Genomic DNA, 22,263 nt, shown 5'->3' on the forward strand with positions numbered 1-22,263 from the left:
ACCGCTCTTTGGCGCTCGTCTCTCAGGCACTTATCTAATATAACGAGCGCACATACTTTTGTCAACTCTTTTTTTAATTTATTTCAGATTTATTTTTTCATGCCTCTGAAAGCCTTATAGGGTAGGGATTTTAGGATATAGTATTGGGTGGAAATTAAAACGAGAGTAATTAAATTGTGAGCAATTTTGGTGTTTTGCCGCCCTGGGTAGTTTTAGATCCTTTATTACGTGGCTGGTTAGTGGAAGATATTGGTCGGGGCGATCGCACTACAAATAGCCTATTATCGGAAGATATCACCCCAGGAACAGCTAAATGGGTGGCTAAAGCACCAGGGATAATTGCTGGCTTACCAGTTGCAGCTAGGGTGTTTGAGCTTTTAAATGAGAAAGTTAATTTTGAGGTTGTTGTGGCTGACGGTACAAGATGTGAGCCGGGAGAGGTAATAGCAGAAATTCATGGTTCTCTCAATGCGCTGCTCATGGGGGAACGAGTGGCGCTGAATTTGGCTATGGGTTTGAGTGGAATTTCTACGCTCACACATGTATATGTAGAGCAAATAGCGGATTTACCTGCTCAGTTGGTGGATACGCGCAAGACTACGCCAGGGCTGAGACTGTTGGAGAAGTACGCGACGGCTGTAGGTGGGGCGATGAATCACCGGATGGGTTTGGATGATGCGGTGATGATTAAGGATAATCATATTGCGGCGGCTGGGGGTATTGCAGAAGCTATTACTCGGATTCGTTCTCGGATTCCTTTTCCTATGACTATTGAGGTGGAGACGGAAAGTTTGGAGCAGGTGAAAGTAGCTTTAGAGCATAAGGCGGATATTATTATGTTGGATAATATGCCTGTGGATATGATGCGTCAGGCTGTGGAGTTGATTCGTCAGCAGGATAGTAGGGTGAAGATTGAGGCTTCTGGAAATGTGACTTTGGAGACGATTCGCGCTGTGGCTGAGACTGGGGTTGACTATATATCTAGTAGTGCGCCAATTACTCAGTCGAAGTGGTTGGATTTGAGTATGAGGATTATGGTTTAAGGTTTAGGCGTTTGGCGTAGTATTTGCAGTAAGATTTGTCTCACCCAGAGGCGCAGAGACACAGAGAGAATGAGGATTTTGAGATTTTCATCCCAGTATTTATTCTTTGTTGCAGTAACGCCATTTTATAGTCAATATTTTAAAGCTAAAATAATCAAGCCTTTGCGAATATCTCACCATTAGGTAGGCTATAGCTTTGCACAAACAGAGAACATTTATATATGAACGCTACACAAGAAGAACTAAAATTTAAACTTGAGCAGGCTTTGGTGGCTGCTTTTGGTGATGACTACGCCGGAGTAGATCCAATTTTGGTGACTGCGAGTAATCCTAAATTTGGTGATTATCAGGCGAATGTGGCTTTATCTCTAAGTAAAAGGTTGGGTCAGCAACCAAGGGCGATCGCCTCTGCTATAGTTGATAAATTAGATGTATCGGATTTTTGTGAAACGCCAGAGATAGCTGGGCCTGGTTTCATCAATCTTAAACTCAAAGTTGCATACTTAGAAGCACAACTCAACACTATTCAGACAGATTCTAGGCTGGGAGTTCCCAAGACGGAAACGCCAAAACGCGAAATTGTGGATTTCTCAAGTCCGAATATTGCTAAGGAAATGCACGTGGGACATTTGCGTTCTACGATTATTGGTGATTCTATCGCCCGGATTTTGGAATTTCAGGGACATGATGTAATGCGGTTAAATCATGTCGGTGATTGGGGTACGCAGTTCGGGATGTTGATTACTCATCTTCAGGAAGTTTATCCCACACTTTTAGATAGTGTGTATGTTGACACTCCTTTACGCAAATATGTACTTAATCCTGACTCTATCAATCTAGGAGACTTGGTTAAGTTCTATAGGGAAGCTAAGGAGAAATTTGATAAGGATGCTGATTTTCGAGACAGATCCCGTAAAGCAGTAGTAGAACTACAATCTGGCAATATGCAAGCAGAACACGCTTGGACTGTTCTTTGTGAAGCTTCTCGACAAGAATTTAACAAAATTTATGATTTGCTGGATGTGCAAGTAATTGAACGGGGAGAATCTTTCTATAATCCTCAGCTTTCCTCGGTTGTGGAAGATTTGGCAAAATCTGGGTTATTGGTGGAGAATCAAGGCGCGCAGGTGGTTTTCCTGGAAGGTTTTACCAACCGGGAAGGTGAACCTATGCCTTTGATTGTACAAAAATCGGATGGTGGTTATAACTACGCGACTACAGATTTAGCAGCTTTGCGTTATCGGATTCAGCAAGATGAAGCTAAACGAATAGTTTATGTAACGGATTCCGGACAAAGTAATCATTTTGCTCAATTCTTCCAAGTCGCACGCAAGGCGAAATGGGTTCCTGATGATGTGGAACTGGTTCATGTTCCTTTTGGTTTGGTGTTAGGGGAAGATGGGAAAAAATTTAAAACTCGTTCTGGTGATACTGTCAGGTTGCGGGATTTATTAGATGAAGCTGTGATTCGCGCTCGTGCAGATTTAGAAGCTAGATTAAAGGAAGAAGAACGAGAAGAGTCTGAAGAATTTATTAGTAAAGTTGCTGAGATAGTTGGTATAAGTGCGGTGAAATATGCTGATTTAAGTCAGAACCGTACTAGTGATTATATTTTCAGCTACGATAAAATGCTGGATCTGAAGGGGAATACTGCTCCGTATATGTTGTACGCTTATGCACGGATTCAGGGAATTAGCCGCAAGGGTGGAATTAATTTTGCTGAGTTGGGTGAGAATGTCAAGGTGCTTTTGCAGCATGATACGGAGTTGGCTTTGGCTAAGTATTTATTGCAATTGGATGGGGTGATTGGTAGTGTTGAGCAGGAGTTGCTACCTAATCGTTTATGTGAATATTTGTATGAGTTGAGTAAGAAGTTTAATCAGTTTTATGACCGAAATCAGGGGGTACGGGTGCTTGAGGCTGAGGAACCTTTACGGACTTCTCGTTTGGTTTTGTGTGATTTAACTGCTAGAACTTTGCGGTTGGGTTTGGATTTGCTGGGGATTCGGGTTTTGGAGAGGATGTAGGAGAAGAGTTTTTAACGCAAAGGGGCGCGGAGGTAACGCAGAGGTGCGCGGAGAGTTTTTGGCTGGGTTTCGATGGGGGTGACGTTTCCTTTTATGATAAGTAGTAATACTAATCTGAATGTGCGATCGCTATGACTGATAAGGAAATTAAACAGTTAATGGAGAGTAATGCTAAAACTGTTCAGGCGATGTTGGATGAAATGGCTGATGCTCGTCAGGAACGACAAGAGTTGCGGGAGGGTATGGTACAACTCCAGAATGCTATGGCAAAGTTAACTAACATACAGGAGTCTATTGCTAATTTGTTGGTTTCTTTGGATGGCGATCGCCCCACTATTTTGAAGAAACTCTCGGCTATTGAGTGTAAACTGGATCAGTTATTGCCAGAAGAATTAAAAAATGAAGCTGAATAAACAACCTCACAGTGGTGAGTGAGGAAAAAGATTAAGTTTCAATCAAAACTGTGACAGATGCAACTGCTATCAACATTTCGTCGTTTTTGTCGTTGAGTGAGGCGATCGCTTTTCCTTGAACTACCATTCCTCCAGATTCTACGGTTAAGGTTTTCCTCCCAAAGGGTAGTACAGCTAGGACTTCTGCTTCTCTGACTTGTTCGGGATAAGGAACAGCTACCTGTACTTCTACAATCATTTCGTTGGGATCGTTCAAACCTGCAACTTCCCAAACACCGGGTAAGGCGTTGTGTGCGATCGCATTACGCACGGCTCTGGCTGCTGCTACGGTGGGTTGTTGTCCGTGCTGATCTATTCCCATACCCATCTCAATAATTAAGCGTTTACGCACTACAGCTATCTCCTGAACATATTTCATTTCTCACTGTATCGCTCAATAGGTCTGCAAACACTAATTAGGTTGAATTAAAGTTATTTTTTTTACCGTTGTGGTTTGTTGAATAGAATTGAATACGGGATTAAAGAGTATACGCTAAAATGAGGTCATTGGGGTAAAAATCTCTGCGAATAGTTTCAAGAAATGACAAATTTTACCCAATTTACTAACAATGTCTCAAGAGCATAACGAATCAATTCAAATTCAGCAGGTAGCTAGTCTGAAACCTAAACATTTTGCTGATTTAATTAGAGCAGCTCAGTTAATTTTTGACCCGACTGCGGGAGTGACAATCAGACAGATAGAGGTTAACTGGCAAGATTTTGGCATTCCTAAAGATGTAGAACAAAATCTCAAAGACCTGGGTTTACACTATCAATATGCTTCTCCTCACATTCCTGGTGATGTTATTTGGAGTCAATTAACTCCTGAAACTAGAATTTGGTTTTTGGACAACAAGGATGATTTATGGCGATTTGAGGAGGCTTTCCCAGCGCTAGATGAGGATTAGCGCCGCTACGCGGAAGTCAAAAGTTAAGAAACAGTTTAACTACTGTGGTGGCGTGATCGAGTTTAAATAGTGCATTAATGTAGATGGAATTAACCGCCGATAAATGATTTTTTTTAATGCACTATGTTAGTTTGATCACGCCAATAATCAATTTATACTTCGCAGCTTAATTCGCCAGATTTTTGGCTAAAGCGATGATTTTCGCGGTAGTCTACTGGACAATCTATAACAGCAGGGACATCTTGGGCAAGGGCTTCTTTAAGTATGGGAATTAGGTCAGTAGCAGATTCAACTCTGTAGCCTTTTAAACCCATGCTTTCAGCGAATTTTACAAAATCGGGATTACCAAAATGGACAAAAGATGAATTACCTTTGCCAAATTGATTTTCTTGCTTCCACTCAATTAATCCATAGCCACCATCATTAAATATTAAGGTGACAAAAGGAGTCCCGACACGCAAGGCTGTTTCTAATTCCTGACAATTCATCATAAAGCCGCCGTCGCCAGTCACAGCTACAACTTTGCGGTTAGGAGAAACTAGTTTTGCGGCTAAAGCACCAGGAATGGCAATACCCATTGCAGCAAAACCATTGGAAATTAAGCAAGTATTGGGACTATGGCTGTGATAATGTCTGGCAATCCACATTTTATGTGCGCCAACATCAGAAATTACAATATCGTCTGGCCCCATTACCTGGCGTAAGTCATAAATTAATTTTTGCGGTTTAATGGGAAAACCATCATCATGAGCATATTGTTCATAATCAGCCCGAATATTTTCTCGCAAGCTGATGGCATAAGGATTGGGTTTATTCTGTCTATCTGCCAATTTTAAAATTTCATTCAGGGAATCTGAAATATCACCTATTACTTCAATGTTAGGAATATAACTGCTGTCAATCTCGGCAGAATTTGCTGCAATATGAATAATCGGAATATTGCCTTCTGGATTCCATTTTTTTGGAGAAAATTCGATTAAATCATAGCCAATAGCAATGACTAAATCTGTATGATCAAAGCCACAGTTAATAAAATCTTTCTGTTGTAATCCCACTGACCATAAAGCTAATGGATGAGTGTAAGGAATCACACCTTTACCCATGAAAGTATTAGCAACAGGCATATTCATTTGAGTAGCAAATTGCGTTACTGCATCACTGGCTTGAGCGCGAATTGCACCATTACCTACTAAAATAATGGGGTTAACAGCTTGGGAAATGGCAGCGGCAGCTGCGCGAATACAAGCAAAGGAAGCAAAGCTTTTTTCGATGTTATCTTTGCGTAATGGTTTGCCTTCTACAGGCATAGCAGCAATATTTTCTGGTAAATCAATATGGACTGCACCGGGTTTTTCGGTTTGCGATCGCTTGAAGGCTTTGCGGACAACTTCTGGTGTAATACTAGGGCGAACAATTTGTTTATTCCACTTAGTAACTGGGGCAAACATCGCCACCAAATCTAAATATTGATGGGATTCGATGTGCATTCTATCTGTTCCCACTTGACCAGTAATCGCTACCAAAGGCGCACCATCCAGGTTAGCATCTGCGACTCCAGTCATTAAGTTGGTTGCCCCAGGCCCCAGGGTAGATAGGCAAACTCCAGCTTTTCCCGTCAAACGTCCGTAGACATCAGCCATGAATGCTGCACCCTGTTCATGACGAGTAGTAATAAATTTAATGGAAGAATGTTTCAGCGCTTCTAAAACGTGTAAGTTTTCTTCACCAGGAAGACCAAAAACATATTCCACCCCTTCATTTTCCAGACACTGCACCAACAATTCAGCTGTATTCATTTGATTTCCTCACTGGTTATAAATCAGGATGATGGTGGGTTACGGCGCAAGTAATTTTTTTCGTCTTTTACACAGTTTTTTAGCCGCCTAACCCACCCTACTTCACCCAAACAGTCTTAAGATTGACGAACTCGTGTATGCCTTGAATACTCAACTCTCTGCCGTATCCAGAACGCTTAATCCCACCAAAGGGTAAGCGGGGATCAGATTTAACCATACTGTTAATAAATACTGCACCGGCTTCGATTTCGGTGATCAGGCGATCGCATTCTTGGTGATGATTTGTCCAAGCACTTGCACCCAATCCGAAAGGTGTAGCATTAGCTAGTTGAATGGCGGCATCAATATCTGGTACACGGAATAATAATGCTACTGGGCCAAAAAATTCTTCCTGGGCGATCGCACTATCTAAAGGAATATCTGTAATCATCGTCGGTGGGTAAAAGTTACCGGGACGATCTGCTAAAGGATGTCCACCAGTGAGGACTTTACCGCCACTTTTAATAGCAGTTTGCACTTGTTTGTCTAAGTCTTGGAGAATCCCAGGGGTTGCTAATGGTCCGATATCCGTATCTGGTTCCATGGGATCGCCGACTTTCAGCGCCTGAAATTTAGCTAAAAGTAACTTTTCAAATTCAGGGGCGATCGCATCGGCAATAATAAACCGTTTCGCGGCTATACAAGATTGCCCATTATTCAACATCCGGGCTGTAATAGCTGTAGCAACTGCGGTTTCTAAATCAGCGCTTTCTAAAACAATAAAGGGATCGCTTCCTCCCAATTCCAACACTGTTTTTTTAATTTGTTTGCCGGCGGCGGCGGCTAGGGATGCACCGGCGGGTTCGCTTCCAGTTAAGGTAGCAGCTTTTACCCGGTCATCTGCCATGATATCGGCAACTTGGGCAGCACCGATTAATAATGTTTGAAAAGTGCCTTCAGGAAAACCAGCCTGGTGAATAATATCTGCAATCGCCAAGGCGCACTGTGGGACATTGGAAGCGTGTTTCAGCAAGCCCACATTGCCCGCCATTAGCGTGGGGGCGGCAAAACGAAAAACTTGCCAGAAGGGGAAATTCCAGGGCATCACTGCCAAAATTACCCCCATAGGGTCGTAGCGCAGAAAACTATGGCTGGCATCGGTTTTGATGGGGACATCAGCCAAGAAACTCGGTGCGTGTTCGGCGTAATAGTTACAAACCAAGGCGCATTTTTCGACTTCTGCGATCGCAGCTTTATAGGTCTTACCCATTTCCAGGGTCATGATTTTAGCAAAATCGGCTTTTTCTTGCTGTAAAATTGTTGCAGCATTCTGTAGCCATTGCGATCGCTGAGAAAAACTCGTCTTCCGGTACTGTTCAAAAGTCTGACCAGCCAAATCCAGTTTAGAGGCAATCTCTGTATCCTTGAGTGGCTCAAAGACTTTGATTGTCTCCCCAGTGGCGGGATTAATGGTAGCGATAGCCATTACCTGACCTCCCGTTAATTTGAGAATTTATTCCCCAAAAGGGAAATAGCCTGAAGTAGCTTCCTAGTGTTACACAGATTAATTACAGAAGCTATACCTAAATTTTACTCTTTTCATTAAGGCAATTTTTTTTACACTCAAAAACCGTAATTATTTTTATATTTTAATCTGGTTTGTTCAGTGAATTTTGTTAAATTAGACACAATATCCCAATTATATACGCGGTCTCTTAGACTTCTAAAAAAGCTAAATAACCTAATATGCTGTGTTTTTGAGGGGAAAATAGTTTAGTCAACAAATACGGATAAGAGAAAATATATTACTTGACTTCAACCCCTCTCCAGAGTGGGAAGAGGGGAAAATTAGTCTAATTAAATTAGTTTGACAGCACGCAAACCAAATAACAGACCAACAGCTACGCCCATGAATAAAGCTAAAAAGCCAATATAAGCGATTACTCCAAACATTAATTTTGCTCCAGAATACGGCACTAAATCTATTGAATCATGGGGAATGGGGATTGGGGAATGGGAACTCGGCATGAAGAAGTGAGAATCTTTTCCTCATCTGACCAGATTACGGTAGAATACAGCCCACCGGCGCTTATTGGGGATGAGGTAATGACTTCTGTAATTAATGTAAATCTACCACAGCAGGCTTATGAGATTGCGATCGCCTCTGGCACTGCGCAAAGCGCAATCGCAGCTAGTAGTCTAGATCAACTAGGTGAAAAAATGGCTAGTCTGAAACTGGGTAAAAAAGTTTTAGTTGTTTCTAATCCCAGTATTTTTAAGCATTACGGCGAAACAGCTATCAAATCTCTGACATCGGCTGGTTTTGAAGTAGCTAGTTACAACCTACCGCCAGGGGAACGCTACAAAACCCTGAACTCTATCCAAAAACTCTATGATGTTGCTTTAAAAAACCGTCTAGAACGTTCCTCCACAATGGTAGCTTTAGGGGGAGGCGTGATTGGTGATATGACTGGGTTTGCTGCGGCTACTTGGTTACGAGGGATTAATGTTGTCCAAATACCCACCACATTGTTAGCAATGGTAGATTCGGCAATTGGTGGTAAAACTGGTGTAAATCATCCCCACGGCAAAAACTTGATTGGGGCTTTTCATCAGCCACGCTTGGTATTAATTAGCCCAGAAACCCTGAACACTCTGCCCATGCGGGAATTTCGTGCTGGTATAGCAGAGGTGATTAAATACGGTGTAATTTGGGATGCAGAATTATTCGCCCAGATGGAAGCCAGTAAACACCTGAACCAACTCCGCTACATGAAGCCAGAATTTATCGAATACATATTAACCCGTTCTTGTCAAGCTAAAGCCGATGTGGTGGCTAAGGATGAAAAAGAAGGAGGACTCAGAGCAATTCTCAACTATGGACACACCATTGGTCATGCAGTAGAAAGTTTAACAAATTATCGTTTGCTCAAGCATGGTGAAGCTGTAGCTATTGGCATGGTAGCAGCTGGACAGATTGCTTTAGAACTAGGAATGTGGCAACAGGAAGATACAAAACGCCAAAATTCCTTAATTGCAAAAGCAGGTTTACCCACTCAGCTACCAGCAGGTTTAGATATAGAAGCAATTATTGATGCTTTGCAACTAGATAAGAAGGTGAAAGAGGGAAAAGTCAGGTTTGTGTTACCGACTCAGATAGGTGTGGTGACAGTTACGGATGAAGTACCCTCTGAGGTTATTCGGCGGGTGTTGCAGAGTCTTTAATCTTTTAAGGCTAAATATACTTTTTTCCTTTGGAAACTTTGGGGTTCGTGATTCCAAATAGGGAGTTTTTCTGTTTGCTCTAATGTCAGTTCTAAATAGGTTTTACCATCATCTTGGGCTATCTCTTTACCAAAATAGCCTTGATCTCCTTCATGTTGATGATTACCACTACTGTCAGCTGTATAGCGTTGTTGACGACGAGCGCGATTATAAGGGGAAGCGATTGTCCAGCGCCAACGGGAGGGAAACACAATTCCTCCAATATTCTCAATCAAGTCTCGCTCTCCACGCAAGTGGTAAATATGCTGGGCTACATTAAAACCTTCGTTACCATCAAAGACACCGCCAAAGGAAACAATAGTAATGTCTACGGGAAGCCACCGATCTAGATAGGGTGCAGCTGCTAAAGCTACTTGAACACCTCCGCTTGTACCCATGAGAATTAACTGTATGGGCTGTTCGGAAGATGAGGGAATAGGTTGTTGGTTTTCCATCTGTTCTGCAATGGATAGGGCGATCGCCTGATTATAGATAAACCCATAACGGTTATCTGCGGAAATTGCCATCCGCCAAACATTACGGAGTTGTAACAGATATTTAGTTGATTCCAGCCAACCATCTGCTCTCTCCACGAAATTCTCTAACAATTCAAATATTTTTTGTCCCGCAATATCCTGGTTAGCGGCTGAGTAAGGAAAAACATCCCGTACAGTTAAACATTGCGGTTGCTTTTCCTCTAAACTATCGAGAAAGGCGGCTTCCCCAGAGGACAACTGATAGGCTGAAGTATCTCCTACTCCTGTTAAAAAGACAATGTAACAGTGTTTGGCTTCAGTTTTATTACTATCATTCTCGTCACCATTCATTCGCTGATATAACTTTCTAGTCCTAATCTCTAGGTTGTCCGCTCCCCTATCTAACCACCAAACTACAGTTCCTACAGGCGCAAAGGTTCCCCAGACTAATAAAAGAACTCCGGCAAATATTAATAACTTTAAACCCCCATTTCTCATCCATAATAGGAGTTTAGTAATTAAGTTTATCATTGCAATGATTATCGGAAATTTGATAATATTTTACCAAAATAGATAATAATTTAGTGTGAAACAACAACTATTTACCAAAGAAAGGATTAATTTACTCTGGGATGTGCTGACTTTAAATTCTCGATTTTACGAACATAGTCAGAGACATCCTCAATTAGTCAAAATCGCCCAAATTGTGGTTTTCTTAGCGGCGATCGCCCATGCTTTGGGTAGCATACTAATTCCCCTCCTAGCTCAACTCTCTGTACCGTTAATATTCCTCATCTTTTTACTCAATGCACTCATAGTCATTCTGGGTTACTACCTTTGGACATATACAATTTGCCAGATGGGTAAATGGTTAAAATTACCTATTCCTAGTTATCGAGAATTACTAGCTCCCATTGGGTTTGCCTATTTTCCTCAAATTCTTAATTTCTTAACAGTTATTCCCCTCTTAGGAAGACCGATTGAAATCACACTGGCTACTTGGACTTTATTAGCCACAATTGTTGCAATCAACCAGGGACTAAATATCAAATTGAAGTGGACAATTTTTATTTGTTTACCCATTTGGTTGCTAGTGCAAATTGCTATTGGCATAGTTCAAATTCTGATGAACTGGGTAATAGTTTAACAAATTGCATATACATTTTTGAGAAAAATACCCATCAAATTGAATAAATCCAGACAAACTATATCAGAAATTTTATTCCCTTCTTTTTCCATCTTGCTAAACGGGAATCGAGTAATAAAATATCGGCATATTCTCGCCCATAAACATGGTTTAAAAGTGATCTAACCCATGCAAATCCTGCGAATGAACCGTAAATTTCTGCACAATTTTTCACATAATACAAAAATTCCAGGACTTGTTGATCTATATTAGGTTCAGCTTCCATTTGGTAATCAGATTCAGTTAAAGTCCGCATCGGTTAATTTATCCATACCTGTGATAGTTTTTCCTAGTCTGATTTTACATTTATATTAATCTGATAATTATAATTTTCAACCAAATTTATACAGTGAAGTATTCAGGAGTAGTAAATAAATTTTTGATTTGTTCAAAAATAGACTATTCCTCCTCTATCTAACCGTTAATATTTATAGGACTGACGCACTAGTTACGAGAAATCAGGTGTTTGGGATTGCTTCCTTACGTCGCAATGACTGTATTTATGTTGTCCTTGCATAACTCCTGATTTAGCTATTCAGAGATTTTTTTAAAACATTGGATTATGTTCTTCATCCCAACAATACCCCTGATCCCACTTTCTGTGAGTACGTTCACAGTCAGATTTATTATTAATCCAAGGAATGGACGTGGGATGAGGTGAAGAAGTGAGAGAATAAATTGATGAAACAACAAAGCTGAACATAGCGAAAATAGAGAGGAAAAAGATAATTAACAATCCAGTTAGGAATAAAGTATTAACAATTTTACGTAAAAAATATACACTTTTTGCGTATCGCCGACGCTGTTTAAAACGCCTTTTACGACCTGATAATATAATTCTATGTAAAGTGATTGCGGGAATTGGTAATACAACTGTTATGTTTAAGAAATGACAATACCAATCATTGTATTCAAAAGCCATTTTGAGTGCTTGCAATTGCTCATGAGTTATGGTTTCTTGCACTTATAGGAAAGTTGACAATACACTGGCTGAGACTTCTAATAATACGGTCTCTAATTAGATTAACCCGGATTTTAAGACAATTGATCTATTTTTATTAAATATCTTAATAAAATTATTTAGAGAAAAATATGTATAATTTTTTGAATAAAAATTTTTACAGGCGCTGTTCTATACCAATATTCCCCTGCAAACCCCCTGTGTGCAATAATAATATGCGATCGCCTTTAGGAAAAAATCCCTGCTGTAATAAATCCATCACACCATAAAACATTTTTGCAGTGTATACATAATCCAGAGTTATGCTCTCCGTGTGCTGAAATTGTTCGGTAAACATGATTAACTTTTTATTAACCTTTGCATAACCACCAAAGTGATAATCACAGATCAATTGCCAAGGTGCTGGTGCATGATAAATTTTAGGTAGCCCAGATATTAAATAATCACTCAGCAAATTCTCGATTTCCCCAGCGAGAAATTCCCCATTTTTCAAAACAGGAAAACCAATCACTGTTTGTCGTTGACTCAGCGAAAGTGCAATTCCGGCTAAGGTTGTACCTGTACCACAAGCCAAGCAAATCCTATCGAATTGTTCAGCATCAGCCAATATTTCTGTACAACCCCGCACGCCTTTCAAATTGCTACCACCTTCAGGAATGATAAACACGTCTCCAAAACGTTGTTTTAACTCTTGCTGTAATTCTTCTGTGTCCTTTTGACGGTAACTTTCACGATTCAGGTAAACTAACTGCATACCCTGCTCTATCGCAAAACTCAGGGTGGGATTGAGTGGTAATCTTTCTTCTCCACGAATTACGCCAATGGTACGAAAATTGAAGAGTTTACTGGCGGCGGCGGTAGCAAAGATATGGTTAGAATAAGCACCACCAAAAGTGAGGATAGTTGTGTAATTTTGCTGCTGGGCTTCTTGGAGGTTGTATTTCAATTTAAACCATTTGTTACCGTTAACGAATGGGTGCATAGAGTCGAGACGCAGCACGGAGAGTTTTACACCAGCACGGCAGGTAATTTCGTTGTTTATCTCTTGAGTAACAGGGGGAAGAAAGAATGAGGACATGAGTAAAATCACGCAGAGGCGCAGAGGTGCAGAGAGTTAGGTATAAAGTTGAAATTTAAATTTAATCTACTGACAGGAAAACTGCTGTAGGATATTTGAGAAAGAATTGAGACAGTCTATGGCTAAAGTTTTTGACTCCGTTACTCAAGAACTACAAAATTTTATTGCTCAACAACATATTTTTTTTGTTGGTTCTGCACCTTTGAGTGCTACAGGTCATATTAATCTTTCTCCCAAGGGTTTGGATAGTTTTCGCATCCTTTCACCGCATCAGGTAGCTTATCTGGATTTGACTGGTAGTGGTAACGAAACTTCAGCCCACTTGCAAGAAAATGGGCGCATTACTTTGATGTTTTGCGCTTTTCAGGGACCTCCTTCTATTCTCCGGCTTTACGGTGAGGGATATACCGTTTTACCTAGTTCTCCAGAGTGGAATAGCTTATATTCTTTATTTCCGGATATACCAGGAACTCGGCAAATTATTGTAGCTGATATTGAACGGGTGCAAACTTCCTGTGGGTTTGGTGTTCCTCTTTATAAATATGAAGGACAGAGGGAAAATTTAGTTAATTGGGCAAGTAAGAAGGGTAAAGAGGGAGTTGCCGAATATCAACAACAAAAAAATAGCGTCAGTATTGATGGTTTGTCAACTCCATTGGCTGAAATTTGAGTGATTATATCAAGGGTTTGTTTCTGTCTAATTATCAATTTAAGGAAATAATTTAATGACTAATTCAATTCAAATACCACAAAAATTCATGCTTTTAGGTGCGGGAGAACTGGGTAAGGAATTTGTAATTGCTGCTCAACGTTTGGGAAATTATGTAATTGCTGTTGATCGTTATGCTAATGCTCCAGCAATGCAGGTGGCTGATTGTTGTGAAGTTATTTCTATGCTGAGTGCTGATGAATTAGAAGCTGTTGTCCAGAAGCATCAGCCTAATTTTATTGTCCCAGAAATTGAAGCAATTAGAACGGAAAAATTATCGGAATTTGAACAACGGGGAATAACTGTAATCCCCACGGCGGCGGCGACTAACTATACTATGAATCGAGATAGAATTAGGGAGTTAGCACATCAAGAATTAGGTGTAAGAACTGCAAAATATGCTTATGCTTCTAGTCTGGAAGAACTGATTGCTGTTTCTGAGAAAATCGGTTTTCCTAATGTGGTTAAACCTGTGATGTCTTCTTCTGGTAAGGGACAATCGGTTGTAGAAAATCAGAGAGAAGTTGAGAAGGCTTGGAATTATGCGATCGCCAATTCCAGAGGTGATAGTCAAAGGGTGATAGTAGAGGAATTTATTAACTTTGAAATAGAGATAACTTTGCTGACTATTAAACAATGGAATGCACCCACAATTTTCTGTTCACCCATTGGTCATCGTCAAGAAAGAGGCGATTATCAAGAATCTTGGCAACCAGCAGGTATTAGTGAAGATAAGATATTAGCAGCTCAAGAAATAGCGAAAAAAGTTACTGATGCTTTAGGCGGAGCAGGTATATTTGGGGTGGAATTTTTCATCACCAAAGATGAAGTAATTTTTTCTGAACTTTCTCCCCGTCCCCATGACACAGGAATGGTAACTTTAATCTCGCAAAATTTGAATGAATTTGAATTACATTTACGGGCTATTTTAGGCTTACCAATTCCCCACATAGAACAGCTAGGGGCTTCTGCTAGTGCGGTAATTTTAGCTAATAAAAAATCTGAGCAGGTGGCTTTTACAGGTGTGGCTGAGGCTTTATCTGTTCCTCATGTCGATATTAAATTATTTGGTAAACCTAGCGCCCATCCTTATCGGCGTATGGGGGTGGCTTTGGCTCAAGGTAATAATGTTATGGAGGCGCGGGAGAAGGCGACAAGGGCTGCTAATCAGGTGCGAATGGTTTAGTTTTTTTAACGCAGAGGAGCGGAAAGTTAATCGCAAAGGGGCGCGGAGGTTTTGAATGTATGGTTAATAATTTTTTGACAGTAGCCACTTTTACAAATGCTCCAGAGGCTAATTTAGCAAAACAGCGTCTTGAGGCTGAGGGAATTAGCTGTTTGTTACTAAATGAGTCTACTGTTAATGTGGCTTGGCATTTAAGTGTAGCAGTGGGCTGGATTAAATTACAAGTTGCTCAAGAAAATGTGGATTTTGCTAAGTCTATTTTGGTTTCTGAATTAGATTATCAACCTGTTGATGATTCAGATATGGTAGAAGATGATGATATTCCCAGCCTTTCATGGGCGGATAAAACCGTAGACAGAGCATTTATTACAGCTGTAATTAGTTTATTGTTTATCTTCTTACCCATTCAAATATATTCCCTGTGGCTGCTGCTTTGTTTATTAATTTCTCGTCAGCCTATTAGTGATAATAGACGCATTAAGGTGATGGTGGCGTTCCTTGTCGATTTAGTCAGTCTATTTCTTTTGTGGAAAATTTTATTTTGATTGGAACTTTTGCGATAAGTTTTGCAGTCATTTTTCCTACCGCCATGAGCTAAAAGCTCAAATCTCAACCATATTTAAAAATCCAGTTTCAATCCCATGCGTATAACCAGATTCATCCTACCATTAACTGCTATTATTGCCTCTAGTCTAATGTCTTGTGCATCCCTTTCAGGGTCTAATTCCTCTGATTCTGTGTCAAAAGCAGATACTAATAATACTGTTAATTCTTCACCAATAAAACCAATTCTGTTACCTGATAGTAGTCAACCAAGTTCAGAAACTATCCTGAATGAAGTAATTAACCGCCAGAAAAGTTTACAGGTTTGCGATTTTGAATTTAACGCTGAAGCTGCAAGGGAATTTTCACAGGTTTATACTGGCGAAAATAATCAGCATCTTGTGCAGTTGCTTTGTTTTATGGCTGCTTATCAAGGTGCATTTACTTTCTTAGAAGTAAATACCTCTAGCCCAGAAATGGAAATTAAGTCTCTGGAATTAGAATTGGCGGGATTTCCTGAATATGATCCTAAAACTAATATTGTCTCCAATGCTTATAAATTAACTGGTGCAGGAAGTTGTATTCAAGAAACTGAACACTATTGGAGTGGCGATGCACTCAAGTTAATGCGTTCTGAGTTGGTAAGTCAAGTTACCAATGGTTGTAAAGATATGGGAGCGCTCACACCTTCAGAAAATCAGCTAATTACTAACAAAAATGTTGGGGTAGCTAAACTGGGTATGACTTTAGGAGAACTGAAAGAAGTTTTAGGTGAAGGTGCAAAATTTGAACCAGTGTTGCTGGGAATTGATGCTGGGGAAGGAATGAAGGTAATTCAAGATGGTAATGTGCAGTATCTTCTGGGTTTCGCTGATGGTAATCAGTTGGGAACAGCTAATTCTCGCATTACCATGATTACTGTGGAAAATCCTAGTTACAGAACCGCAGATGGGGTAGGGCCAGGTACTCCTGTGAAAAAAGCTGTCACAGCTTATGGAGAGGCGACGCTATCCTACAACTGGAATAATGAAGGGAGAGAATATATTAAATTTGCGCGGGGTCTGGGTGCAGATAAGGCGGTATTAATTCGCTCTAATCAGTTGATAAAGACAGATTTTGCGGGAATCTATCCTGATACTAATGCTGAATTTAATGAAACTAAAAAGTATCATGATCATGCAAGTATTGCTTTGATTACAATTATGGAGTAAAAACAATGGTAGTTTACTAAATATGCCTGAATTTTACCCAAGGTAAGGATATTGTGGTGGTTTGATTTTCAATATTTCTACCCAGTATTTGATGGCATTATGTTTGGTTGTTTCTTTGTCACGAGCTTTGTGAACTCTAGCAATTTCTGTCAAAAAGTATGTTAGTTTAATTGCAGTAAATAAGTTAATTAAACCCACAGCTTTGAACTTTTGTAAAAACAAGTGAGTAATGATTTGTAATTTTTGTTTGTGGCGGAAGTGTAACCACCACTTCATTTGATGTATGGCAATACTTGTTTGATAATCTAAGGTAATTTCCACTTCCATAAGTCTATGTTTAACTTGATTATAGAAGTGCTTTTCTTGGGTAAAATCACTTGATTTGTAAGCTAAATCGGCATCATCAGCTAATTGATAAGCTTGGGCAATTAAACTACCTGCTTTTTCTGATTGCTGTTGAGTATAACCCAGGCTTTTATATATTGTAGCGGCGGCTGATGCTAATTCTATAAACTTTTCAGCATCATGTAACCAATAAATTTCAGCCTGCAATTCTCCTAGTTTAGTGGCTAAATTATGATTCATTTGGTGGTGCGATCGCTAACTATAAAGTAAAGTTGCACAACAATACAACTATTTCAACCCCAAATCTACAGCTATACGATGGGCGCAAGCAAAACCAGAAAAGGCGACGGCGTTTAACCCCTGACCGGGAAAGGTACTGTCTCCTACACAATATAGTCCGGGAATGGCTGTACGATTAAATGGCATATTTAATAACCCCCACAATTTGCGCCGAGGAATTGGCCCATAGGTGCCATCTTCCCGCCCTAAAAAACGTTGATGGGTGCGGGGTGTGCCGATTTCCAGATAATCTAAACCAGCATCCAAACCAGGAAAAATCCGCTCTAGTCTTTGAATAATTTGCCCAGCAGTAGTTTCTTTTTTGGCTTCATACTCACTTGCAGATATTCCTTGCCAATCATCAATGTAGTTGGGTGTGAAGGCATGAATGATATGATACCCAGGTGGTGCTAAATCTGGGTCAAGCAAGGTGGGAATGGAAACAAAAAGTGTCCCTGCTGGTGCTGTCATTTGCTGCCAGTCTTCCAAAATTATATGATGGCATTCTGTGCCATGAGGCAATATTCCTGCTTTAACTCCTATATGCAAGCTCAGAAAACTTGGTGATTTTTCATAGGTTTGTTGCCATTTTTTTTTATTACTGGGTATTTTATCTACAGGTAGTAATTTGTTAAATGTATCCCAGCGTGTGGCGTTGGAGACAATGCGTTTACCACGATAAATTTTACCATTGGCTAATTTGACACCAACGGCTTTTTGATTTTCTATAATAATTTGTGTGACTCTAGATTGGTATTTAATTATACCGCCAGTTTTTTCTAAACCTTGCACCAACTTTTGAGCAATTTGTCCCACTCCTCCTTTGGGATAGTTAACTCCGCCATAGTGCCTGTCGGAAAAGACCATCCCGGCATTAATCATGGGGGTTTTTTCAGCTTTTACTACTGACCAACAATAACATTCTATATCGATAAATTTTAATAATTCCGGGTCTTTGATGTAGCGTCTGGCTATATCGCCAACATTTTTGGGGAGGTATTTAACTAAACCAAGACAGGCTAAGGGATGTTGTAAAAATGTTCGCAGCAAGTAGCGAGGTTCTTCTAGGGAAAGTAATTCCATGCTGTTGAGGCAGTTAAATACTTGCCAACATTGGTCATAAAATTGACGAATACCCTTTGCTTCATGAGGAAAGTAGGCAATAAGATTTTGCAAGAATTTATCATAGTGGCGCTCAACTTTGAGGTCTAATTGGTTGGGTAGATGATAGTGAATCTGTACGGGATCGGTGATTGTTTCTTGGCTGACGTTAACAGCTTGTAGAGCGCGGGTGAGGAGGTTGGTGGTTCCTTGTTGACCAAATCCAAAAATCATTGAGGCTCCCACGTCAAATCTATAGCCCTGGCTTTCAAAGTAGCCGGCACTACCTCCAGGAATTAAATAACTTTCTAGTACCAGCACTTGAGCGCCTTTGGCGGCTAATTGGGTTGCTGTGACTAAGCCACCAATTCCAGAGCCAATTACAATTACGTCAAATTCAGGGTTTAGGGATGGAGGCATGGGAAAATGTGCGGTAAGGTTAACTATTTTTTAGTATTTTATATGACTTTATATTTGAGATAAATATCGGTGATTTTGAGATATGAATTTATCGGGCTACGCCCCGCTTCGCTAACACGCAGAGGCGCAGAGTCGCAGAGAAGAGGCGTTGAGGAGATGTATTTTTGGAAGTTCCTCAAGGTTGTTTTCCATTCTCTACTCCCAATAAAAAGAGGGACAAGCCCGCTACTGCTGGCTAATCCCGTCTGCCGATCCTTAAAGAGAGGAGAACACTAATAAAAATATAACTTTGATTGAGAATATATGTCAACTAAATAATGAAAATATTTTTCAATAATTTGGAGAATGCTGATTTTAGCTGTTGAGGGGGCGCTGGAAGGGGTATTATGGGAGGGTTTGAATTTTCATCAAATAAAGTTGCCTATTTCCGGCTATGACACCACAATTGCGTGTTTATGTTCCACCACATCCTTTAATCAAGCACTGGCTGGCAGTGGCTCGTGATGCTGCTACACCTTCGGTATTATTTCGTAGTGCTATAACTGAATTGGGTCGCTGGCTGACTTACGAGGCGGCGAGGGAGTGGTTACCGACTGTGGAAATGATGGTGCAAAGTCCTTTGGATTCTTGTCCAGGTACTGTGATTAATCCAGAGATTCCTGTGGCGGTTGTTCCGATTTTACGGGCGGGGCTAGGTCTGTTGGAAGGGGCGCAATCTTTATTACCTTTGGCTTCTATTTACCATTTGGGTATAGTGCGGAATGAGGAGACTTTGGAACCCAGTTGTTATTTAAATAAGTTACCGGAAAAGTTTGACCCCCAAACGCGAGTTTTAATTACTGATCCGATGTTGGCGACGGGGGGTTCTATGATGTTCGCTATGGCAGAATTAACACGACGGGGTGTTGATCCGAGTTTAACGCGGATTGTTTCTGTGGTAGCTGCACCGCCGGCTTTACAAAAATTAAGTGCTGCATATCCTGGTTTAAATGTTTACACGGCGATTATTGATGAAGTGGTGAATAATCAGGGATATATTGTACCGGGTTTGGGGGATGCAGGCGATCGCATCTTTGGAACATGAGGTACTATGCAGCTAGGGAAAGAAAATAGCTGAACTACATATTAAGGTTGGAAGGTTTTGCAAGGCGGTAATGTATGAGTCAACGTGATGGTTTTGCCAGTGGTTTTTTAGCAGGAACAATTTTTGGCGGTATAGTCGGTGGTATTGTTGGGGCTGTGATTGTTTCTCGACAAAATCAAGACTTGACAGCAGAAGAAGCCGACTTGATGAATGGAGTATCTCCGAAACGCCGCCAGATATTCAATTCAGATAGTGATCCTGTGGAAGTGGAAACGGCTCGGCGATCGCTTGAAGATAAAATCGCTCAACTTAATGCCACAATTGATGAGGTAAGACAGCAGTTGGGGAATGTCAAAGGCAATTCTAGCCAATCAGCCCCGAAGGATTCTCTCACCCAAGATTCTTAAGGGTAGTCAGATTAATCGATGCGGCAAACCCCACACCTGATGTTATAAAGTCAATTAAAATCAATAAATAAGACCATTTTTGACATTTAGATAGGACACCAACCGACCCATGTATTTACTGTTTACAACTTTAGCTACCTTTGTTCAATACTACAGCTATTTGCTGATTTTCCGAGTTTTATTGACTTGGTTCCCTACAGTTAACTGGTATAATCAACCCTTTGCCGCTTTAAGCCAGATAACCGATCCTTATTTGAATCTTTTCCGCTCAATTATTCCGCCATTGGGTGGGATGGATTTCTCTCCTATTTTAGCCTTTTTAGCACTGAATTTAGTGGGTGGTTTACTCAGCGCTGCCCTTCCTTTTGCACAAGCTTTTTAGCTAAAGCATCAACTAAATACCAGTTTGTGTAGAGACGTTATAGATATAATCGTCTCTACATTAGTTTTATGGGTAGGGGAGTAGGGAGTAGCGAGTAGGGAGTGTCGGGAGTGTGGGGAGAAAGATTTTTAGTGTCCAATACCCAATACCCAGTCCCCAATACCCAATACCCAGTCCCCAGTCCCCAGTCCCCAGTCCCCAATCCCCAATCCCCAGTCCCCAGTCCCCAGTCCCCAGAATCATCTGCGGACTTTACCGCTAAAACCTGCGGCTTTAAATTGCTTCAGCTTTAAAGGTTCTGGCTGGTTTTCCGCTACAGAAATTCTAAATTCAAAATCACTCACCCCTGGGGGAATTTCGGCAATAGAACCGAGTCGGGTACGGTTTTGCATAACTGGGTTATTATTGGCATCATAGATGCGTCCAAAGATATCTGCATCATAAACGGTTTTATAAGTGCCATTTTCTGCTTTACCTGTGACAATAAAACAATTAGCCGCCGCACTACCACTGCTAATTACAGAACCTTCCGCTAATTCGGCTGGACAATCATGATAGTCAAGATCAAATAGCTTTATCTGTGTCAAGGCGACCACTTCTGGAGTGTATACCCAAGAGAAAACCGTGAGTATGCAGGAAATAAAGGCTACACTAATAATCTGGGAATATTTTTGCATAACTAAAGTTGATGAATTGAAGACTGCTTTGACACTATTGTAATAATTAGGTAAATAACCTTTGAGTTAAATCAGCTTATGACTCCAGATGAGATTGAAACAGCCTTGCAAGCAGCCTTTAATAGTTGTGATGCAGCCAGCTGTCCTCTCACTGATAGGCAAAAGCAGATCATACTGCAAGTTATTGAGCAAATTCGAGGAGCAAACATTTCCAATATTGCCAATCCCTTAGATGAACTTTCTCCAGAAGAGTTGGGGGCTTTTTTGCAGTTCGTGAAGGCTACGGAGGGGGAAAACCGGACTTGGAAGGTGCAATTATTGAATGATTGGCTACATGAAAATGATTCAGGAAATGTGCAATTTATTCGCCAAAGCTATGGTTTAGGGTGGTTGAATCGTGTAGAACCACATCATTTTAATAAGTATGCTGATGTTGAGGATGCACTAAAACTGAGAGTAGGCGATCGCATTGAAATTTGCAACGGACTTTGGGAATGGGTACAAGAGAATGGCCCTTGTGAGCCTCAATGGTTTTCCGGCATTGTACTGGAAATTGAGGAAATTACTGTTGGTGATAGTTTATCCAGTAACTGTGTAGTTAAACTTTACAACGGCAGTGAGTACCAAATTCAAGGTATTTATCAATGGAATCGCTTTAATTGGCGCTGGCCACAGAGGTAAGAGGCAGGGGAGGGGAGAGAAAGAGTTTGAGCCTTATTTAATTTTATTCAGTAAACCATAAGTATTTG

The 22,263-nt window shown here is 40.6% G+C and carries 24 protein-coding genes; 14 read left to right on the forward strand and 10 right to left on the reverse strand.

What is annotated here, in order from left to right; all coding sequences use genetic code 11:
- The first annotated feature begins 176 nt into the window (after positions 1-176).
- The 3 genes from nadC (at position 177) to ACM0OP_RS16745 (ending at position 3,483) form a co-directional block, all read left to right on the forward strand.
- Entirely contained in the window at positions 177-1,043 is an 867-nt protein-coding gene (gene nadC / locus ACM0OP_RS16735; RefSeq protein ID WP_414529554.1) for a carboxylating nicotinate-nucleotide diphosphorylase, read from the forward strand.
- A gap of 221 nt (positions 1,044-1,264) precedes the next feature.
- Positions 1,265-3,070 carry an arginine--tRNA ligase gene (gene argS, locus ACM0OP_RS16740; protein ID WP_414529555.1) on the forward strand — a complete coding sequence of 602 codons (1,806 nt, stop codon included), beginning with the start codon at positions 1,265-1,267 and terminating at the stop codon, positions 3,068-3,070.
- A 131-nt stretch (positions 3,071-3,201) separates the two neighbouring features.
- Positions 3,202-3,483, forward strand: a complete 282-nt coding sequence (locus tag ACM0OP_RS16745; protein WP_414529556.1) for a hypothetical protein — start codon at positions 3,202-3,204, stop codon at positions 3,481-3,483.
- 31 nt (positions 3,484-3,514) lie between these two features.
- Here the strand turns inward: ACM0OP_RS16745 and ACM0OP_RS16750 are convergent, their stop codons facing one another.
- A complete protein-coding gene (locus tag ACM0OP_RS16750; protein WP_414529557.1) occupies positions 3,515-3,901 on the reverse strand; it encodes a Lin0512 family protein in 387 nt (128 codons plus the stop codon).
- Between the two features lie 190 nt (positions 3,902-4,091).
- On the opposite strand from ACM0OP_RS16750, the gene ACM0OP_RS16755 reads away from it, so the two are divergent.
- Entirely contained in the window at positions 4,092-4,430 is a 339-nt protein-coding gene (locus tag ACM0OP_RS16755) for a hypothetical protein (RefSeq protein WP_414529558.1), read from the forward strand.
- 152 nt (positions 4,431-4,582) lie between these two features.
- Here ACM0OP_RS16755 and ACM0OP_RS16760 read toward each other — a convergent pair whose 3' ends face one another.
- The 3 genes from ACM0OP_RS16760 to petL all read right to left on the reverse strand — a co-directional run bounded on the left by ACM0OP_RS16760 (position 4,583) and on the right by petL (position 8,158).
- Entirely contained in the window at positions 4,583-6,226 is a 1,644-nt protein-coding gene (locus tag ACM0OP_RS16760; protein ID WP_414529559.1) for an acetolactate synthase large subunit, read from the reverse strand.
- A 97-nt stretch (positions 6,227-6,323) separates the two neighbouring features.
- Positions 6,324-7,691 carry an NAD-dependent succinate-semialdehyde dehydrogenase gene (locus ACM0OP_RS16765; protein ID WP_414529560.1) on the reverse strand — a complete coding sequence of 456 codons (1,368 nt, stop codon included), beginning with the start codon at positions 7,689-7,691 and terminating at the stop codon, positions 6,324-6,326.
- 371 nt (positions 7,692-8,062) lie between these two features.
- Positions 8,063-8,158: a cytochrome b6-f complex subunit PetL gene (gene petL, locus ACM0OP_RS16770; RefSeq protein WP_200989640.1), complete on the reverse strand. Its 96-nt coding sequence runs from the start codon at positions 8,156-8,158 to the stop codon at positions 8,063-8,065.
- 153 nt (positions 8,159-8,311) lie between these two features.
- Between petL and aroB the strand changes: the two genes are divergently transcribed.
- Positions 8,312-9,430 (forward strand): 3-dehydroquinate synthase, encoded by a 1,119-nt coding sequence (aroB, locus tag ACM0OP_RS16775; protein ID WP_414529579.1) that lies wholly within the window; start codon positions 8,312-8,314, stop codon positions 9,428-9,430.
- Here aroB and ACM0OP_RS16780 read toward each other — a convergent pair.
- Positions 9,427-10,476 carry a hypothetical protein gene (locus ACM0OP_RS16780; protein WP_414529561.1) on the reverse strand — a complete coding sequence of 350 codons (1,050 nt, stop codon included), beginning with the start codon at positions 10,474-10,476 and terminating at the stop codon, positions 9,427-9,429. The genes aroB and ACM0OP_RS16780 overlap by 4 nt on opposite strands.
- 55 nt (positions 10,477-10,531) lie before the next feature.
- On the opposite strand from ACM0OP_RS16780, the gene ACM0OP_RS16785 reads away from it, so the two are divergent.
- Complete coding sequence (locus tag ACM0OP_RS16785; RefSeq protein ID WP_414529562.1) at positions 10,532-11,092, forward strand: hypothetical protein; 561 nt, start codon at positions 10,532-10,534, stop codon at positions 11,090-11,092.
- Between the two features lie 58 nt (positions 11,093-11,150).
- Here ACM0OP_RS16785 and ACM0OP_RS16790 read toward each other — a convergent pair whose 3' ends face one another.
- Positions 11,151-11,387, reverse strand: a complete 237-nt coding sequence (locus ACM0OP_RS16790; protein ID WP_414529563.1) for a hypothetical protein — start codon at positions 11,385-11,387, stop codon at positions 11,151-11,153.
- 862 nt (positions 11,388-12,249) lie between these two features.
- Complete coding sequence (locus ACM0OP_RS16795; protein WP_414529564.1) at positions 12,250-13,170, reverse strand: 1-aminocyclopropane-1-carboxylate deaminase/D-cysteine desulfhydrase; 921 nt, start codon at positions 13,168-13,170, stop codon at positions 12,250-12,252.
- Positions 13,171-13,288: 118 nt separating this feature from the next.
- Between ACM0OP_RS16795 and ACM0OP_RS16800 the strand changes: the two genes are divergently transcribed.
- From ACM0OP_RS16800 to ACM0OP_RS16815, 4 genes are all read left to right on the forward strand, one after another.
- Positions 13,289-13,840: a pyridoxamine 5'-phosphate oxidase family protein gene (locus ACM0OP_RS16800; protein WP_414529565.1), complete on the forward strand. Its 552-nt coding sequence runs from the start codon at positions 13,289-13,291 to the stop codon at positions 13,838-13,840.
- 55 nt (positions 13,841-13,895) lie between these two features.
- Positions 13,896-15,065, forward strand: coding sequence for a formate-dependent phosphoribosylglycinamide formyltransferase (gene purT, locus ACM0OP_RS16805; protein WP_414529566.1), 1,170 nt, complete (start codon positions 13,896-13,898; stop codon positions 15,063-15,065).
- Positions 15,066-15,124: 59 nt separating this feature from the next.
- Entirely contained in the window at positions 15,125-15,610 is a 486-nt protein-coding gene (locus ACM0OP_RS16810) for a putative signal transducing protein (protein WP_414529567.1), read from the forward strand.
- 192 nt (positions 15,611-15,802) lie between these two features.
- On the forward strand, positions 15,803-16,819 hold the full coding sequence (locus tag ACM0OP_RS16815; RefSeq protein WP_414529568.1) for a hypothetical protein: 1,017 nt from the start codon (positions 15,803-15,805) through the stop codon (positions 16,817-16,819).
- 33 nt (positions 16,820-16,852) lie between these two features.
- Here the strand turns inward: ACM0OP_RS16815 and ACM0OP_RS16820 are convergent, their stop codons facing one another.
- The gene (locus ACM0OP_RS16820) at positions 16,853-17,404 is read right to left on the reverse strand and encodes a hypothetical protein (protein WP_414529569.1); all 552 of its coding nucleotides are present in this window, start codon (positions 17,402-17,404) and stop codon (positions 16,853-16,855) included.
- A gap of 48 nt (positions 17,405-17,452) precedes the next feature.
- The gene (gene crtH, locus ACM0OP_RS16825) at positions 17,453-18,964 is read right to left on the reverse strand and encodes a carotenoid isomerase (RefSeq protein WP_414529570.1); all 1,512 of its coding nucleotides are present in this window, start codon (positions 18,962-18,964) and stop codon (positions 17,453-17,455) included.
- Positions 18,965-19,397: 433 nt separating this feature from the next.
- On the opposite strand from crtH, the gene upp reads away from it, so the two are divergent.
- From upp to ACM0OP_RS16840, 3 genes are all read left to right on the forward strand, one after another.
- Complete coding sequence (upp, locus tag ACM0OP_RS16830) at positions 19,398-20,048, forward strand: uracil phosphoribosyltransferase (protein WP_414529571.1); 651 nt, start codon at positions 19,398-19,400, stop codon at positions 20,046-20,048.
- Between the two features lie 74 nt (positions 20,049-20,122).
- Positions 20,123-20,455, forward strand: coding sequence for a ssl2009 family thylakoid membrane protein (locus tag ACM0OP_RS16835; RefSeq protein ID WP_414529572.1), 333 nt, complete (start codon positions 20,123-20,125; stop codon positions 20,453-20,455).
- Positions 20,456-20,564: 109 nt separating this feature from the next.
- Positions 20,565-20,837, forward strand: coding sequence for a YggT family protein (locus ACM0OP_RS16840; RefSeq protein WP_414529573.1), 273 nt, complete (start codon positions 20,565-20,567; stop codon positions 20,835-20,837).
- Between the two features lie 239 nt (positions 20,838-21,076).
- On the opposite strand, the gene ACM0OP_RS16845 is transcribed toward ACM0OP_RS16840, so the two are convergent.
- On the reverse strand, positions 21,077-21,514 hold the full coding sequence (locus tag ACM0OP_RS16845) for a biotin carboxylase (RefSeq protein ID WP_414529574.1): 438 nt from the start codon (positions 21,512-21,514) through the stop codon (positions 21,077-21,079).
- Positions 21,515-21,592: 78 nt separating this feature from the next.
- Here ACM0OP_RS16845 and ACM0OP_RS16850 point away from each other — a divergent pair, with 78 nt between their 5' ends.
- Positions 21,593-22,195 carry a hypothetical protein gene (locus ACM0OP_RS16850; protein WP_414529575.1) on the forward strand — a complete coding sequence of 201 codons (603 nt, stop codon included), beginning with the start codon at positions 21,593-21,595 and terminating at the stop codon, positions 22,193-22,195.
- The last annotated feature ends 68 nt before the right edge of the window (positions 22,196-22,263 follow it).

The organism is Nodularia chucula CCY0103 (assembly GCF_963923915.1).
Lineage (GTDB): Bacteria > Cyanobacteriota > Cyanobacteriia > Cyanobacteriales > Nostocaceae > Nodularia > Nodularia chucula.